The following is a 12,551-nucleotide window of genomic DNA, read 5'->3' as shown; positions in this document are numbered from 1 at the left end:
AGCATGATCGTGCTCGGCCTCACCGGATCAATCGGCATGGGCAAGTCGACGACGGCCAGGATGTTTGCCGAGGCCGGCGTGCCTGTCCACGATTCGGACGAGGTGGTGCATCGTCTCTACGCCGGCAAGGCTGCTCCGCTGGTCGAGGCGGCGTTTCCCGGAACGACAAAATCCGGCTCGGTCGATCGCACCAAGCTGGCCGAGCGGGTGCTCGGCGATGCAGCCGCACTAAAACGGCTCGAAGCGATCATCCACCCACTGGTCCGCGCCGACGCTGACGCTTTCCTCGCCAGACACCGGGCTGCCGGCGCGCCGCTTGTCGTTCTCGACATCCCGCTGCTGTTCGAAACCGGCGGCCGCGACCGTGTCGACAAGGTCGTGGTCGTCACCGCGTCGCCCGACATCCAGCGCGCCCGCGTGCTGGCGCGGCCGGGCATGAGCGAGGACAAACTGGCGTCGATCCTGGCCAGGCAGGTTGCCGACGCTGAAAAGCGTGAAGCGGCCGATTTCGTCATCGACACCGGACAGGGTTTTGATGCGGCGCGCGCGGCGGTCAAAGCGATCGTCGCTGAACTGGTTGGGGATAAGCCCGGCAGAACTGCATAACGGCGCTTGCGTCCGGCGCAGTATGTTGCCAATTTGTTCTCATATGATTCGGCTGGACCAACGCCGGACCCAACGGACTGAATCGATGCGCGAGATCATCTTCGATACGGAAACCACCGGCCTCGATTTCCGCGATGACCGCGTCATCGAGCTCGGCTGCATCGAGCTGGTCAATCGTTTCCCGACCGGCCGCACCTTCCACCACTACATCAATCCGCAGGGACGACCGATCCATGCCGAGGCGCAGGCCGTTCATGGCATCAGCGCTGCCGACCTCATGGGCAAGCCGACTTTCAGCGACATCGCCGAGGAGTTCCTTGCCTTCATCGACGGCGCCAAGCTGGTCGCCCACAATGCGACTTTCGATATCGCCTTCCTCAATGTCGAATTCGGCCGGCTTGGTCATCCGGTCGTCGACCCCGGACTTGTCGTCGACACGCTGGCGCTGGCGCGTCGCAAGCATCCGATGGGGCCCAATTCGCTGGACGCGTTGTGCCGGCGCTACGGCATCGACAATGCCCGCCGCACCAAGCACGGCGCGCTGCTCGATTCGGAATTGCTGGCCGAGGTCTATATCGAGCTCATCGGCGGCAAGCAGGCGGCGCTCATCCTCGACAGCGCCACGGCGCCGGCCGGCGGCAGGAGAAACGTCGACGACATCGACATCAGCATCGGTGCGCGGCCGATAGCGCTGCCGTCTCGCCTGACCGAAGCAGAGCGCGCCGCGCATGCGAGCATGGTCGGCACTTTGGGCGAAAAGGCGCTCTGGCTGCGCGTCGCCCGGGAAGCGAGTTCCGCGGCATAGTGATTTTTGGCGGGTGCGCCCGGTCGGCCCCCCAATGTCCTGCCGGACATCTCCCCCATCAGCCTTCGCCAATCTTCATCGTCGCAGGAATGAGCGAAGACGCTTGGGCTGCCGATCTCCCCCCTTGAGGGGGAGATGGCCGGCAGGCCAGAGGGGGGCGCTGTCCCGCCGACGTCCCAAACAAAAAACCCGGCGCGAGGCCGGGTTTTTCAAACGTCACCGAGCTTCAGCTCACCTTGACCTTGCTGGCGGCCTGGTCCTCGGCCAGCTTCTGCTGGAACATCTGCGCGAAATCGATCGGATCGAGCATCAGCGGCGGGAAGCCGCCATTGCGCGTCGCCTCGGCGACGATCTGCCTGGCGAACGGGAACAGCAGCCGCGGGCATTCGATGAACAGCAGCGGCAGCATGTGCTCCTGCGGGAAGCCGCTGATGGCGAACACGCCGCCATAGACCAGCTCGACGTTGAACAGCACTTCCTTGTCGAAGGACGCCTTGGCGTTCAGCGTCAGATTGACGTCGAACTGCTTGTCCGAAAGCGGGTTGGCGTTGACATTGACGTTGATGGCAATGCCGGGAGCCTTGTCGCGGCCGCGCAGCGAGTTCGGCGCGCCGGGGCTTTCGAAGGAAAGGTCCTTCACATATTGGGCAAGCACGCTGAGCGAAGGCTGCGTCGCGTCGCCGTTGCCACTGGCCGCGCTGGTCGGCGCGTCGTCATTGCTGGCCATAAGCCTTTGTCCTTTTGCCTCGGCAGCGTTGCTGACCGGATTGAAATCGGGCGTTCGCTACCATGGCCGGCATGACAAGACAAGGTTTGCGCTGCTCTCCCTCCGCTCTTCCTTCTCCCCTTGTGGGAGAAGGTGGCCTCGCGAAGCGAGGTCGGATGAGGGGTGTTCCAGCTTGGCTGCGATGCACTCCGTCCAACACCCCTCTTCCGTCTCGGCGCTACGCGCCGATCCACCTTCTCCCACAAGGGGAGAAGGAAGAAAGCGCCGCGCCTACTCGTCCTTGAGGCGGCGCCAGGGGGAATTGTGATCGGGGCCGCGCTCGTCGCCGCGCGAATAGTCGCTGTCGTCGAGTTCGATGGTCTTGTCGCGCGGCCTCGCCCGGAATCCGCCGCTGCCGAAACTGGTCGCCATCACGATGCGGCCTTTCAGCCGCCGCCAGGCGAGGTCGCGGACCGGCGGCAGCAGCAGCAGAATGCCGAAAATGTCAGTTATGAAGCCGGGAATGATGAGCAGGATCGCTGCCAGCACGATCATGGCGCCATGCGCGAGCTGACGGCTTGGATCACGTCCGGCGTCCATTTCGGCACGGACCCGGGTCATGACGCCGAACCCCTGGTATCGCAACAACAGCGCGCCGGCGATGCTCGAAGCGAGCACCAGGCCGACCGTCGCCAGGGCGCCGACCTCCTGGCCGACAACGACGAAACCGGCGATCTCCAGCAGCGGAAGCGCCAGGATGAACAGGGGAAGCAGCGAAATGCGCAAATCTGGACCGATCGTTCTCGATGTTTTGCCGGCCGGCGGGCAATCGCCGCTGGCACTGAGCCTTTTAGATAGGTATGGCTGCCTTTAATTTGAATGATTGCAGCTTGCGTTCTATATGCTTTGGATGTTGAACGCTATGCGACCGCAGCCAGCGCCTGGCCGGGCGGTCCAGCCGGAGTAGGGATTGATTGGCGGAAGATATGGGATTCTTCGACTTCGGCACGATTTTCTTTCTGGTTGCGGCGGTTGTGATCTTTTTCCAGCTGCGCAATGTGCTCGGCCGCCGCACCGGCAGTGAGCGCCCGCCCTTCGATCCCTATACGGCCGGCCGCACCCGCGACGACGCCCAGAAGCCCGAGAATGTGGTCTCGCTGCCGCGCAAGCGAGCGCCGGGAGAGCCGGCAAACGACGCCTATGCGGCGATCGACGCCTTCGCCAAGCCTGACACCGATCTCAACAAGGGCCTGCGCGCGATCAAGGACAATGATCCGGCATTCGACCCCAAGAGCTTCGTCGACGGCGCCAAGATGGCCTATGAGATGATCGTCATGGCCTATGCCGATGGCGACCGCAAGACGCTGAAGAACCTGTTGTCGCGCGAGGTCTATGACGGCTTTGTCGCAGCGATCGGCGACCGCGAGGCGAAATCGGAAAAGATCCAATCCTCCTTCGTCGGCATAGACAAGGCCGATATCGTTTCCGCCGAGATGAAGGGCAGCGAGGCGCATATCACTTTGCGCATCGTCAGCGAACTGATTTCGGCAACGCGCGACAAGGCCGGCGCCGTCATCGACGGCGATCCCGAAACCGTCGCCGAGGTCAAGGACGTCTGGACCTTTGCCCGCGATACGCGCTCGCGCGACCCGAACTGGAAGCTCGTCGCCACCGAAGAAGAAGACTGAGCCCGGACCACGGCGGGGTCTGTCGTGTCGCTTTCTCAGGCGTTCCGCGAAAAATCCTTTGGCGATCTGCCCGGCTGGGACGAGGACGACCATCTGGCCGCGTTCGCCGCTTTCCGGCGTTCGGCTTTTCACATCCTGACGAAACCCTATCGCTCCGGCGGGCTCGGTGTCGACTTCGATGCCTTCATCGAGGCCTATGCTGCTGCCCGCGCCGTTTCGCCAACCGACCGACGCGAAGCCCGCGCCTTCTTCGAGCGTCATTTCATCCCGGCACATATTGCGGCGGAAGGCGGCGGCGCCGGCCTCGTCACCGGCTTCTATGAACCGGTTGTCGATGCTTCGCCGGTGCGAACCGAACGATTTACGGTGCCGCTGCTGTCGCGTCCGGCCGATCTCGTCGACATCGACGACGCCAACCGGCCCGACGGAATGGATCCCTATCTCGCCTTCGGCCGCGCCACGCCGGAAGGACTGGTCGAGTATTTCGACCGCGGCGAGATCGAGCGCGGCGCGCTCGCTGGCAAGGAATTGGCGGGCAGGGGATTGGAAATCGCCTGGCTCGCCGACAAGGTCGATGCCTTCTTCATCCACGTGCAGGGTTCTGCGCGGCTCGCCATGACCGACGGCCGGCTTTGCCGCGTCACCTACGCCGCCAAATCCGGCCAGCGCTTTACCGGACCGGGCAAGATCCTGGGTGAGCTGGGCGAAATCCCGCTGGAAGCGGTAACCATGCAGTCGGTCCGCGCCTGGTTCAAGGCGCATCCTGAGCGCCTCGACGAGGTCCTGTGGCGCAACCGCTCCTATATTTTTTTCCGCGAGATTTCCGCCAGCGAGGCGGCGGCGGCCGACGACCTGGAACTCGGGCCGATCGCCGCCGCAAAAGTGCCGCTGACGCCGGGCCGCTCCGTCGCTGTCGACCGTCTGCTGCATACATTCGGCACGCCGTTCTACATCGATGGGCCGTCGCTGACCGCTTTCGACAACAAGCCGTTCCGGCGGCTGATGATCGCGCAGGACACCGGCTCGGCCATCACCGGCCCAGCCCGTGGCGATCTGTTCACCGGTACGGGAGATGCGGCCGGCGAGATCGCCGGCGTTGTCCGCAACCCTGCCGATTTCTACGCGCTGATCCCGCGTCGGCTTGTGCCGGGAGCGGCGCGATGACCCGGCGCATCGACAGGCTGACCGAGGACGACCGGGTCCTGTGGAACCTGGTGGCGCGCACGGCCAAGCCGCTGAAGGGCAAGGCCGCCATCGAGATCCCGGATATTGGCCCGGCGGACACCGCTGATGACACCAAGACGCGTGCCCAGGCGATGGCTCCTGCTGCGGCCACGAAAGCCAGGACGCAGCATGTTTCGCATGCGCTCGACGAGCCGACGCTGGAAAAACTGTCGAAGGGCCGGCTGCCGATCGAAGGCCGCGTCGATCTGCATGGGCTGAGCCAGGACGAAGCCTATTCGCTTCTGTTTTCCTTCCTGCACCGGGCGCATGCCGGCGGCATCCGCTATGTGCTGGTGATCACCGGCAAGGGCTCCTCGTCCGGCGGCGACGGCATCTTGCGGCGCGCCGTGCCGGCCTGGCTGTCGACACCCGCATTCAGGCCGCTGGTTTCCAGCCACGACCACGCCGCCCGCAAGCATGGCGGCTCGGGCGCGCTCTATGTCCGCCTGCGGCGCGCGCGCTGATGCGGATGCGCACATACCCCACGAGGATGGACTTGTGACCCCGTTCGGCGAAAAGCTTCGCGCCCTGCGGAGCGAACGCGGCGTCAGCCAAAAGGCGATGGCCAGGGCGATCGGCGTCAGCGCCGCCTATCTGTCGGCGCTGGAGCACGGCCGCCGCGGCGCGCCGACCTGGACGCTGATCCAGAAGATCATCGGCTATTTCAATGTCATCTGGGACGATGCCGAAGAACTCGCGCGATTGGCCGAGACCTCGCACCCGCGGGTGAAGCTCGACACGTCGGGTCTCAGCCCCGCCGCCACCGAGCTTGCCAATGTCCTGGCCGAAAACATCGAAAAACTCGACGAGGCGGAGCTTCGCCGCATCACCGCATCGATCCGCGCCGCGCTGGGGCGGACGTAGTGTTTGTCCGACTCGTGTGGAGGGGATCAATTGTCGATGCCGGCGCCGCCCCTCATTGCCCTGCTGGGCATTTCTCCCCGTATAGTGACGGGGAGAAAGGGCTGGCCGCGACGTTGGCGTCCTTTTCTGTAACGCTGGTGCAGGTTAGGGGCAGCGCAAATGGCTGGACCAGGGTACGGCGAAACGAAGCGATCCAGTGATCGCTTGTGAAGACCTTACTGGACCGCGCCGACCAGAACCGGCTGGCCATCACGGATCGACACCCAGCGACCGGTATTGTCGATCGCCTGCCGCTTGAGGAAGCGGTAGCCGGTCCGGTCCCAGGCGCGGACTTTTCCTTCCAGATTGTCGAGGACGTAGTCGCCCTTGCTTGTGCGCACGGTCAGCACGGCATGGCCCTCGCCGTCCGGCTTGCGCACGACGGTCATCAGAAGATTGGCGTAGGACACGCCCAAGCGGTTCAATTCGCGGCGTTTTTCCAGGACATAGTCCTCACAGTCGCCAACGCCCCTGACGGGGTAGGCCCAGACCTCGTCCTTGCCATAAATGTCGATGTCGCTTATCGGCTTGACGGCGTTGTTAACCCTGGCGTTGACGCTGAGAATCTTGCGCCAGAGCGCGCCGGTCATGGTGGCGGGGGCGAGATTGCCCGGGTGGATCGAGCATTCGGCTGGACTGGTCTTGCAGAAATCGTAATGGCCGATCGGCTGCGATGTCGGGCCGCCGGTCGCCATTGGTCCGGCCGCCGAAGCCGCGGTCGACCAGCCTGTCGCACAAGCCAGCCCTAACAGGGCGCACACGCGCAGCCCTCTCGCCATTGGTGAGGAAATCATAGTCCCCCTCGTCCCTTGTTGTTAATGAAACGTTAAGGGCGATCTACAGTCCCTGTCAATTATACCAACGGCCAGTTTTGCGATATGGTTACCCACACGGCCGAAAGCGCGGCTATTGTGCAACAGGTCGACTTGAACAGCGGCTGCCATCCGGGAGATCTTTACTTTTTGGCGGTTCGAACCAGCCTCGGCTTCACCGCAACGCGGGTCTGGCGGCCATAGCTGGTGATGAAGTCGACAATGCGCGGCACGATTTCGGAGCGAAAGCGCGAGCCGTTGAAGACGCCGTAATGGCCGACCGCCGGCTGCACGTAGTGAGCGTGCCTGTCCGCCGGGATGTTGATGCAGAGGTCGTGCGCGGCCTGGGTCTGGCCGAGGCCGGAAATGTCGTCGTTCTCGCCCTCGACAGTGAACAGCGCGACATTGCGGATGTCTGCGGGATCGATGGCGACGCCGCGATGCATCATTTCGCCCTTGGGCAGAGCATGGCGGACGAACACGGTGTCGACCGTCTGCAGGTAGAACTCCGCTGTCAGATCCATCACCGCCATATACTCGTCGTAGAAGTCGCGGTGCTTCTCGGCACTGTCGCCGTCATTCTTCACCAGGTGCATGAAGAAGTCCTTGTGGGCGATGATGTGGCGGTCGAGATTCATGCTCATGAAGCCCGAAAGCTGCAGGAAGCCGGGATAGACCTCGCGGCCGAAACCCGGCACCGGCCACGGCGCCTGCATGGTGACGTTGTCGCGGAACCAGCCGGTGCCCTTTTCCTCGGCCAAAAGGTTGACCGCGGTCGGATTGCGGCGGGTGTCGATCGGCCCGCCCATCAGCGTCATCGTCGAGGGAACGAACGGGTCGCCGCGCGTTTCCATCAGCGCCACCGCCGCCAGCACCGGGACCGAAGGCTGGCTCACCGCCATGACGTGGGTGTCGGGACCCAGCGCATGCAGCATGTCGACGATGTAGTCGATGTAGTCGTCGAGGTCGAAGCTGCCCTCGCTGAGCGGCACCATGCGGGCGTCGACCCAGTCGGTGATGTGAACCTCGGCATACGGCAGCATCGCCTCGACCGTGCCGCGCAGCAGCGTCGCGTAGTGGCCGGACATCGGCGCCACGATCAGCAGCTTCGGATCAGGCCGGCGGCCGGCGGGAACCGCCCGCTCGAAACGGAGCAGATTGCAGAACGGCCGCGACCACACCGTCTTTTCGGTGACATCGACGCTTTTCCAGTCGACGACGGTCTTGGTCAGGCCGAATTGCGGCTTGCTGTAGCGGCGCGTCGTGCGCTCGAACAATTCCGCCGTCGCCGCGACCGAGCGGCCCCACGACGTGTGCGCAAACGGATTGAGCGGATTGGTGTAGAACATCCGCACCGCATCGGCATAGACGCGGGCCGGCTGCACGGCGGCGTGGTTCAATTCGTAGAGCTGGTAGAACATTAAGAACTCCGCTGCTGCGACAGAAGGGACGACAGCAGTGCCGAGCCTTGAATCTCTCGCGCGAAGGTTAACAACAAACTGCTGCGATGCAATACGTCAATTGAATTGATTTATGCTCATACTTTGGTCTAAGGCATTGAAAATCGGTTTTGACGGCGGCTGCCGGCTTATTGTGCAACTGCGAAAAGTTGCCGGCGTGAGCAATCGCTTCAGGTTCGCGCTGCCCCTCATCCGCCTGCCGGCACCTTCTCCCGTATAGAGACGGGGAGAAGAGGGCTGGCCGCAACCTCGGCGCCTATCTGCAACGCCGGAAATTGGCGAAATCCTTTGCGAAGGCGTCCTTCTCCCCGTCACTATACGGGGAGAAGTGCCCGGCAGGGCGATGAGGGGCGGCGCAGCCTTCCGCCGTGTGATCGGACCACCCGTATCTCAGACGCGTGGCATCACACCCGGTTGGTGCACACAGCGGTATGGCCAGAGCTGATGAAGCCGAGCCGCCCCGCGGCGCCCTTCGACAGGTCGATCACGCGACCCTTGATAAACGGGCCGCGGTCGTTGATGCGCACGACGACGCTGCGGCCGTTGTTGCGGTTGGTGACCCTAAGCCTGGTGCCAAACGGCAAGGTGCGGTGCGCGGCGGTCAGCGCCGACGGGTTCATCCGCTCGCCGGAAGCGGTCTTCGAGGTCAGCGCGTACCAGGAGGCTCGGCCGCATTGCGCGGCGGCAGGGGATACGCCGACCATCAGGCCAGCCGCAATCGTCGCCGCGACAAGCGCGGTCTGGTTGGATTTGTTCATCTGTGGCATGGGGCTCCGTTTGACAGACCCGGCCGGTTACGTATGGAATGTGGCACCAAATGCGGCAGTCGTCTGGCGGTTCCATGACTACAGTACACGTTTGGAGTCGGTGGGAAACAGTCTGTCATGGAATGTCGGGATTGCGCCGATGTATGTCTGGTGGTCTTCGCACCAGCACCCGGGTTTTTCAGGCAAGACCCGGCCTTTTTATGCAAGTAGATGTGAGAGCGATCGGGTCGTTTCCTTTCGGCTTGCCATCGCGGTCATTGCGGAATTGACGATCGACTTGGGAAGGGAATTCCGACGATGAGATTGATCAAAAATCTGCTGGCGCTGATTGTGCTCGCCATCGGTGCGTTGTGGTCGCTGCAGGGCATCGGCCTCGTCGGCGGCAGCTTCATGACCGGCCAGTCGCAATGGCTCTATATCGGCATCGTCACTGCGCTGGTCGGCCTCGGCGGCCTGGTGTGGGCGAACCGGCGCGGTTGAGAGTTACATCGGGAAGGAGCGCTGATCCGGCCGGGCACCTTCTTCGAGATCGACGCCATTCTTGACATCCGCGTCCAGTGCGCTCGGCTGAGCCGGCGGCTGCTGGGGCAGGGATTTGAAGCCGGCGCTCTACGGCGCCCCCCTCTGGCCTGCCGGCCATCTCCCACTCAAGGGGGGAGATCGGCAGCTTCGGCACCGCACTCGTTCCTGCAACGTTGGAGATTGGCGAAATCAGTCGCGACAGCAAATCTCCCCCCTTGAGGGGGAGATGTCCGGCAGGACAGAGGGGGGTGCTGTCCCGCGGCCCTATCGTGATTAGCTAGCGGTCCTGTGGCCGAAAAGCCCTGGAATCCCATTCCCCGTCTGGCCAATGGATTGGCACGATCTATCTTCTTTCAGACTGCAAACGGCTGGAAAAGAAGATACGCTGACAGCCTGCCCAAGGCGGTCGCTTGACCATGGAGCATCAGCATGAGCGTGCACAAGATCGCCCTCCCGGACAGGGCAATGTCCCGCCTGCGTCCGCCCTATGCATCGGTTCTCGACCTGATCGGACAGACGCCGATTGTCGAGCTAAGCAAATTCGACATCGGCAAGTGCCGGCTGTTCATCAAGCTTGAAAGCCAGAATCCGGGCGGCTCGATCAAGGACCGCATTGCGCTGTCGATGATCGCCGACGCCGAAAAACAGGGCAAGCTGAAGCGCGGCGGCACCATCGTCGAGGCGACCGCCGGCAACACCGGGCTTGGCCTGGCCCAGGTCGGCATCCCAAAAGGTTATCGCATCATCCTGGTCGTGCCCGACAAGATGTCGCGCGAAAAGATCCAGCATCTGCGGGCGCTTGGTGCGGAAGTCCGCATGACCCGTTCCGATGTCGGCAAGGGCCACGCCGAATACTATCAGGACATGGCCGAAAAGATCGCCGCCGAGCTGCCCGGCGCCTTCTATGCCAACCAGTTCGCCAATCCGGCCAATCCGGACGCCCATGAAACCACGACCGGTCCGGAGATTTATTCGCAGCTCGACGGCGACGTCGACGCGGTGGTCGTCGGCGTCGGCTCGGGCGGCACGCTGACCGGGCTTGGCCGCTATTTCGCAAAGATCTCGCCGAAGACCGAGATGATTCTCGCCGATCCGGTCGGCTCGGTGCTGGCGCCCCTGATCAAGACCGGCAAGATGCAAGAGGCTGGCAGCTGGACCGTGGAAGGCATCGGCGAGGATTTCGTCCCGCCCAATGCCGATCTGTCGCTGGTCAGGAAGGCCTACTCGATCCCCGACAAGCAAAGCATGCTGGCGGTGCGCGACCTGCTTTCCAAGGAGGGCATCCTCGCCGGCTCGTCCTCCGGCACGCTGCTTTCGACAGCGCTGCGCTATTGCCGCGAGCAGACCGTGCCGAAGCGGGTCGTCACCTTCGTCTGCGACAGCGGCAACAAATATCTGTCGAAAGTGTTCGACGATTTCTGGCTGATCGAGCAGGGTCTTGCCGAGCACGAGCAGCATGGCGATTTGCGCGACCTGGTGATGCGCACGCACCGCACCGGCGACATCGTGTCTGTCGGCCCGGACGAAAGCCTGCTCAACGCCTATGGCCGCATGCGCCGTTCGGACGTCTCGCAGCTGCCGGTGCTGGACGACGGCAAGCTGGTCGGCATCGTCGACGAAAGCGATATCCTCGCCCACGTCGAAGGCCCCTACGACAGCCGCTGGGACCGCTTCAAGGCCCCGGTGCGCACGGCGATGACCGCCAATCTGCACACGCTGCAGGCCAGCCAGACGCTGGACGCGCTGCTGCCGGTGTTCGACCGCAACGAGGTCGCCATCGTCTTCGACGGCGACGAATTCATCGGCCTGATTACCCGCATCGACCTGATTAACCATCTGAGGCGCCGCGCAAAATGACCATCAAAGCCACCGTGTCGGGCAGCAACCGCCTGGCCTTCTCGACGCGCACCATCCATGGCGGCCAGAGCCACGACCCGACGACCGGCGCGGTGATGGTGCCGATCTATGCGACCTCGACCTACGGCCAGCAGAGCCCGGGCGTGCACAAGGGTTTTGAATATGCCCGCAGCCAGAACCCGACCCGCTTTGCCTTCGAGCGCGCGGTGGCCGATCTCGAAAGCGGCGCAGCCGCCTTCGCTTTCGCCTCGGGGCTGGCGGCGATCGCCACGATTTTCGAACTGCTCGATTCCGGCGCCCATATCGTCGCCACCGACGATATCTATGGCGGCACGTTCCGGCTGCTGGAGCGGGTGCGCAAGCGCTCGGCCAATTTGCAGGTCGACTTCGTCGACTTCACCGATCTGGCCGCGGTCGAAGCGGCGATTCGCCCGGAAACCAAGCTTCTCTGGGTCGAGACGCCGACCAATCCGCTGCTGCGTGTTGTCGATCTCGAAGCGGTCGCGGCCCTGGCCCGGCGCAAAGGCGTGCTCTCGGTCGCCGACAACACCTTTTGCAGCCCCTATCTGCAGCGGCCGCTGGAGCTCGGCATCGACATATCGGTGCATTCGACGACGAAATACCTCAACGGCCATTCCGACATGGTCGGCGGCGTCGCCGTGGTCGGCGACAACAAGGATCTGGCCGACCGGCTGAAATTCCTGCAGAACGCCATCGGCGCCATTTCCGGACCGTTCGACAGTTTTCTGGCGCTGCGCGGCCTCAAGACGCTGGCGCTGAGGATGGAGCGCCATTCGTCGAACGGCCAGAAGATCGCGCACTGGCTGGAGCGCCGCCCTGACATCCGCCGCGTCATCTATCCCGGTCTCCCCAGCCATCCGCAGCACGCCATCGCCAGGCGGCAGATGCACGCCTTCGGCGGCATGATCACAGTCGAGCTCGACCGCGACCTCGCCGGCACCAAACGCTTCCTCGAGCACACGCAGCTGTTCACGCTGGCCGAAAGCCTCGGCGGTGTCGAAAGCCTGATCGAGCACCCGGCGCTGATGACGCATGGCTCGATCCCGGCGCAAAAACGGGCCGAGATCGGCATTTCCGATTCGCTGGTGCGGTTGTCGGCCGGGATCGAGGACGGCGATGATCTGATCGCCGATCTGGATCAGGCGCTGGGGGGTTGAGGGGGAGCCGTGCCTTAGCCCGT

14 protein-coding genes are annotated in these 12,551 nt (G+C 63.7%); 9 read left to right on the top strand and 5 right to left on the bottom strand.

What is annotated here, in order from left to right:
- Positions 1-3: 3 nt before the first annotated feature.
- Complete coding sequence (coaE, locus tag JG739_RS03500; protein ID WP_202365261.1) at positions 4-606, top strand: dephospho-CoA kinase; 603 nt, start codon at positions 4-6, stop codon at positions 604-606.
- An 85-nt stretch (positions 607-691) separates the two neighbouring features.
- Positions 692-1,411 carry a DNA polymerase III subunit epsilon gene (gene dnaQ / locus JG739_RS03495; RefSeq protein WP_202365260.1) on the top strand — a complete coding sequence of 240 codons (720 nt, stop codon included), beginning with the start codon at positions 692-694 and terminating at the stop codon, positions 1,409-1,411.
- 226 nt (positions 1,412-1,637) lie between these two features.
- Here the strand turns inward: dnaQ and secB are convergent, their stop codons facing one another.
- Both secB and JG739_RS03485 read right to left on the bottom strand, forming a co-directional pair.
- A complete protein-coding gene (gene secB / locus JG739_RS03490; protein ID WP_202365259.1) occupies positions 1,638-2,138 on the bottom strand; it encodes a protein-export chaperone SecB in 501 nt (166 codons plus the stop codon).
- 270 nt (positions 2,139-2,408) lie between these two features.
- On the bottom strand, positions 2,409-2,903 hold the full coding sequence (locus tag JG739_RS03485; protein WP_202365258.1) for an FxsA family protein: 495 nt from the start codon (positions 2,901-2,903) through the stop codon (positions 2,409-2,411).
- A 200-nt stretch (positions 2,904-3,103) separates the two neighbouring features.
- Here JG739_RS03485 and JG739_RS03480 point away from each other — a divergent pair, with 200 nt between their 5' ends.
- The 4 genes from JG739_RS03480 to JG739_RS03465 are packed head-to-tail and all read left to right on the top strand — an operon-like array spanning position 3,104 to position 5,893.
- Positions 3,104-3,805: a Tim44/TimA family putative adaptor protein gene (locus JG739_RS03480; RefSeq protein WP_202365257.1), complete on the top strand. Its 702-nt coding sequence runs from the start codon at positions 3,104-3,106 to the stop codon at positions 3,803-3,805.
- 24 nt (positions 3,806-3,829) lie between these two features.
- On the top strand, positions 3,830-4,969 hold the full coding sequence (mltA, locus tag JG739_RS03475) for a murein transglycosylase A (protein WP_202365256.1): 1,140 nt from the start codon (positions 3,830-3,832) through the stop codon (positions 4,967-4,969).
- Positions 4,966-5,493, top strand: a complete 528-nt coding sequence (locus JG739_RS03470; protein WP_202365255.1) for a Smr/MutS family protein — start codon at positions 4,966-4,968, stop codon at positions 5,491-5,493. Before mltA ends, JG739_RS03470 begins: the two co-directional genes overlap by 4 nt.
- A gap of 34 nt (positions 5,494-5,527) precedes the next feature.
- Positions 5,528-5,893, top strand: coding sequence for a helix-turn-helix domain-containing protein (locus JG739_RS03465; protein ID WP_023802676.1), 366 nt, complete (start codon positions 5,528-5,530; stop codon positions 5,891-5,893).
- A gap of 215 nt (positions 5,894-6,108) precedes the next feature.
- Here JG739_RS03465 and JG739_RS03460 read toward each other — a convergent pair whose 3' ends face one another.
- The 3 genes from JG739_RS03460 to JG739_RS03450 all read right to left on the bottom strand — a co-directional run bounded on the left by JG739_RS03460 (position 6,109) and on the right by JG739_RS03450 (position 8,962).
- The gene (locus tag JG739_RS03460) at positions 6,109-6,726 is read right to left on the bottom strand and encodes a transglutaminase-like cysteine peptidase (protein WP_202365254.1); all 618 of its coding nucleotides are present in this window, start codon (positions 6,724-6,726) and stop codon (positions 6,109-6,111) included.
- Positions 6,727-6,887: 161 nt separating this feature from the next.
- Positions 6,888-8,165 carry a polyhydroxyalkanoate depolymerase gene (locus JG739_RS03455; RefSeq protein WP_202365253.1) on the bottom strand — a complete coding sequence of 426 codons (1,278 nt, stop codon included), beginning with the start codon at positions 8,163-8,165 and terminating at the stop codon, positions 6,888-6,890.
- A gap of 443 nt (positions 8,166-8,608) precedes the next feature.
- The gene (locus JG739_RS03450; RefSeq protein WP_202367324.1) at positions 8,609-8,962 is read right to left on the bottom strand and encodes a septal ring lytic transglycosylase RlpA family protein; all 354 of its coding nucleotides are present in this window, start codon (positions 8,960-8,962) and stop codon (positions 8,609-8,611) included.
- Between the two features lie 306 nt (positions 8,963-9,268).
- Here JG739_RS03450 and JG739_RS03445 point away from each other — a divergent pair, with 306 nt between their 5' ends.
- The 3 genes from JG739_RS03445 (at position 9,269) to JG739_RS03435 (ending at position 12,528) form a co-directional block, all read left to right on the top strand.
- Positions 9,269-9,451 (top strand): hypothetical protein, encoded by a 183-nt coding sequence (locus JG739_RS03445; protein ID WP_202365252.1) that lies wholly within the window; start codon positions 9,269-9,271, stop codon positions 9,449-9,451.
- 471 nt (positions 9,452-9,922) lie between these two features.
- Positions 9,923-11,350 carry a pyridoxal-phosphate dependent enzyme gene (locus JG739_RS03440; protein ID WP_202365251.1) on the top strand — a complete coding sequence of 476 codons (1,428 nt, stop codon included), beginning with the start codon at positions 9,923-9,925 and terminating at the stop codon, positions 11,348-11,350.
- Positions 11,347-12,528 (top strand): cystathionine gamma-synthase, encoded by a 1,182-nt coding sequence (locus JG739_RS03435; RefSeq protein WP_202365250.1) that lies wholly within the window; start codon positions 11,347-11,349, stop codon positions 12,526-12,528. Before JG739_RS03440 ends, JG739_RS03435 begins: the two co-directional genes overlap by 4 nt.
- Positions 12,529-12,551 lie beyond the last annotated feature (23 nt).

The sequence above is a fragment of the Mesorhizobium sp. L-2-11 genome (assembly GCF_016756595.1).
GTDB lineage: Bacteria > Pseudomonadota > Alphaproteobacteria > Rhizobiales > Rhizobiaceae > Mesorhizobium.
Note: the sequence above shows the minus strand (reverse complement) of the source record. Positions and strands in the feature narration are given on the sequence as shown.

Excerpts from the sequence above, each read along its gene's own strand:
- coaE (WP_202365261.1), top strand. The coding sequence starts at position 4 with ATGATCGTGCTCGGCCTCACCGGATCAATCGGCATGGGCAAGTCGACG.
- dnaQ (WP_202365260.1), top strand. The coding sequence starts at position 692 with ATGCGCGAGATCATCTTCGATACGGAAACCACCGGCCTCGATTTCCGC.
- secB (WP_202365259.1), bottom strand. The coding sequence starts at position 2,138 with ATGGCCAGCAATGACGACGCGCCGACCAGCGCGGCCAGTGGCAACGGC.
- JG739_RS03480 (WP_202365257.1), top strand. The coding sequence starts at position 3,104 with ATGGGATTCTTCGACTTCGGCACGATTTTCTTTCTGGTTGCGGCGGTT.
- JG739_RS03470 (WP_202365255.1), top strand. The coding sequence starts at position 4,966 with ATGACCCGGCGCATCGACAGGCTGACCGAGGACGACCGGGTCCTGTGG.
- JG739_RS03460 (WP_202365254.1), bottom strand. The coding sequence starts at position 6,726 with ATGATTTCCTCACCAATGGCGAGAGGGCTGCGCGTGTGCGCCCTGTTA.
- JG739_RS03455 (WP_202365253.1), bottom strand. The coding sequence starts at position 8,165 with ATGTTCTACCAGCTCTACGAATTGAACCACGCCGCCGTGCAGCCGGCC.
- JG739_RS03450 (WP_202367324.1), bottom strand. The coding sequence starts at position 8,962 with ATGAACAAATCCAACCAGACCGCGCTTGTCGCGGCGACGATTGCGGCT.
- JG739_RS03445 (WP_202365252.1), top strand. The coding sequence starts at position 9,269 with ATGAGATTGATCAAAAATCTGCTGGCGCTGATTGTGCTCGCCATCGGT.
- JG739_RS03440 (WP_202365251.1), top strand. The coding sequence starts at position 9,923 with ATGAGCGTGCACAAGATCGCCCTCCCGGACAGGGCAATGTCCCGCCTG.
- JG739_RS03435 (WP_202365250.1), top strand. The coding sequence starts at position 11,347 with ATGACCATCAAAGCCACCGTGTCGGGCAGCAACCGCCTGGCCTTCTCG.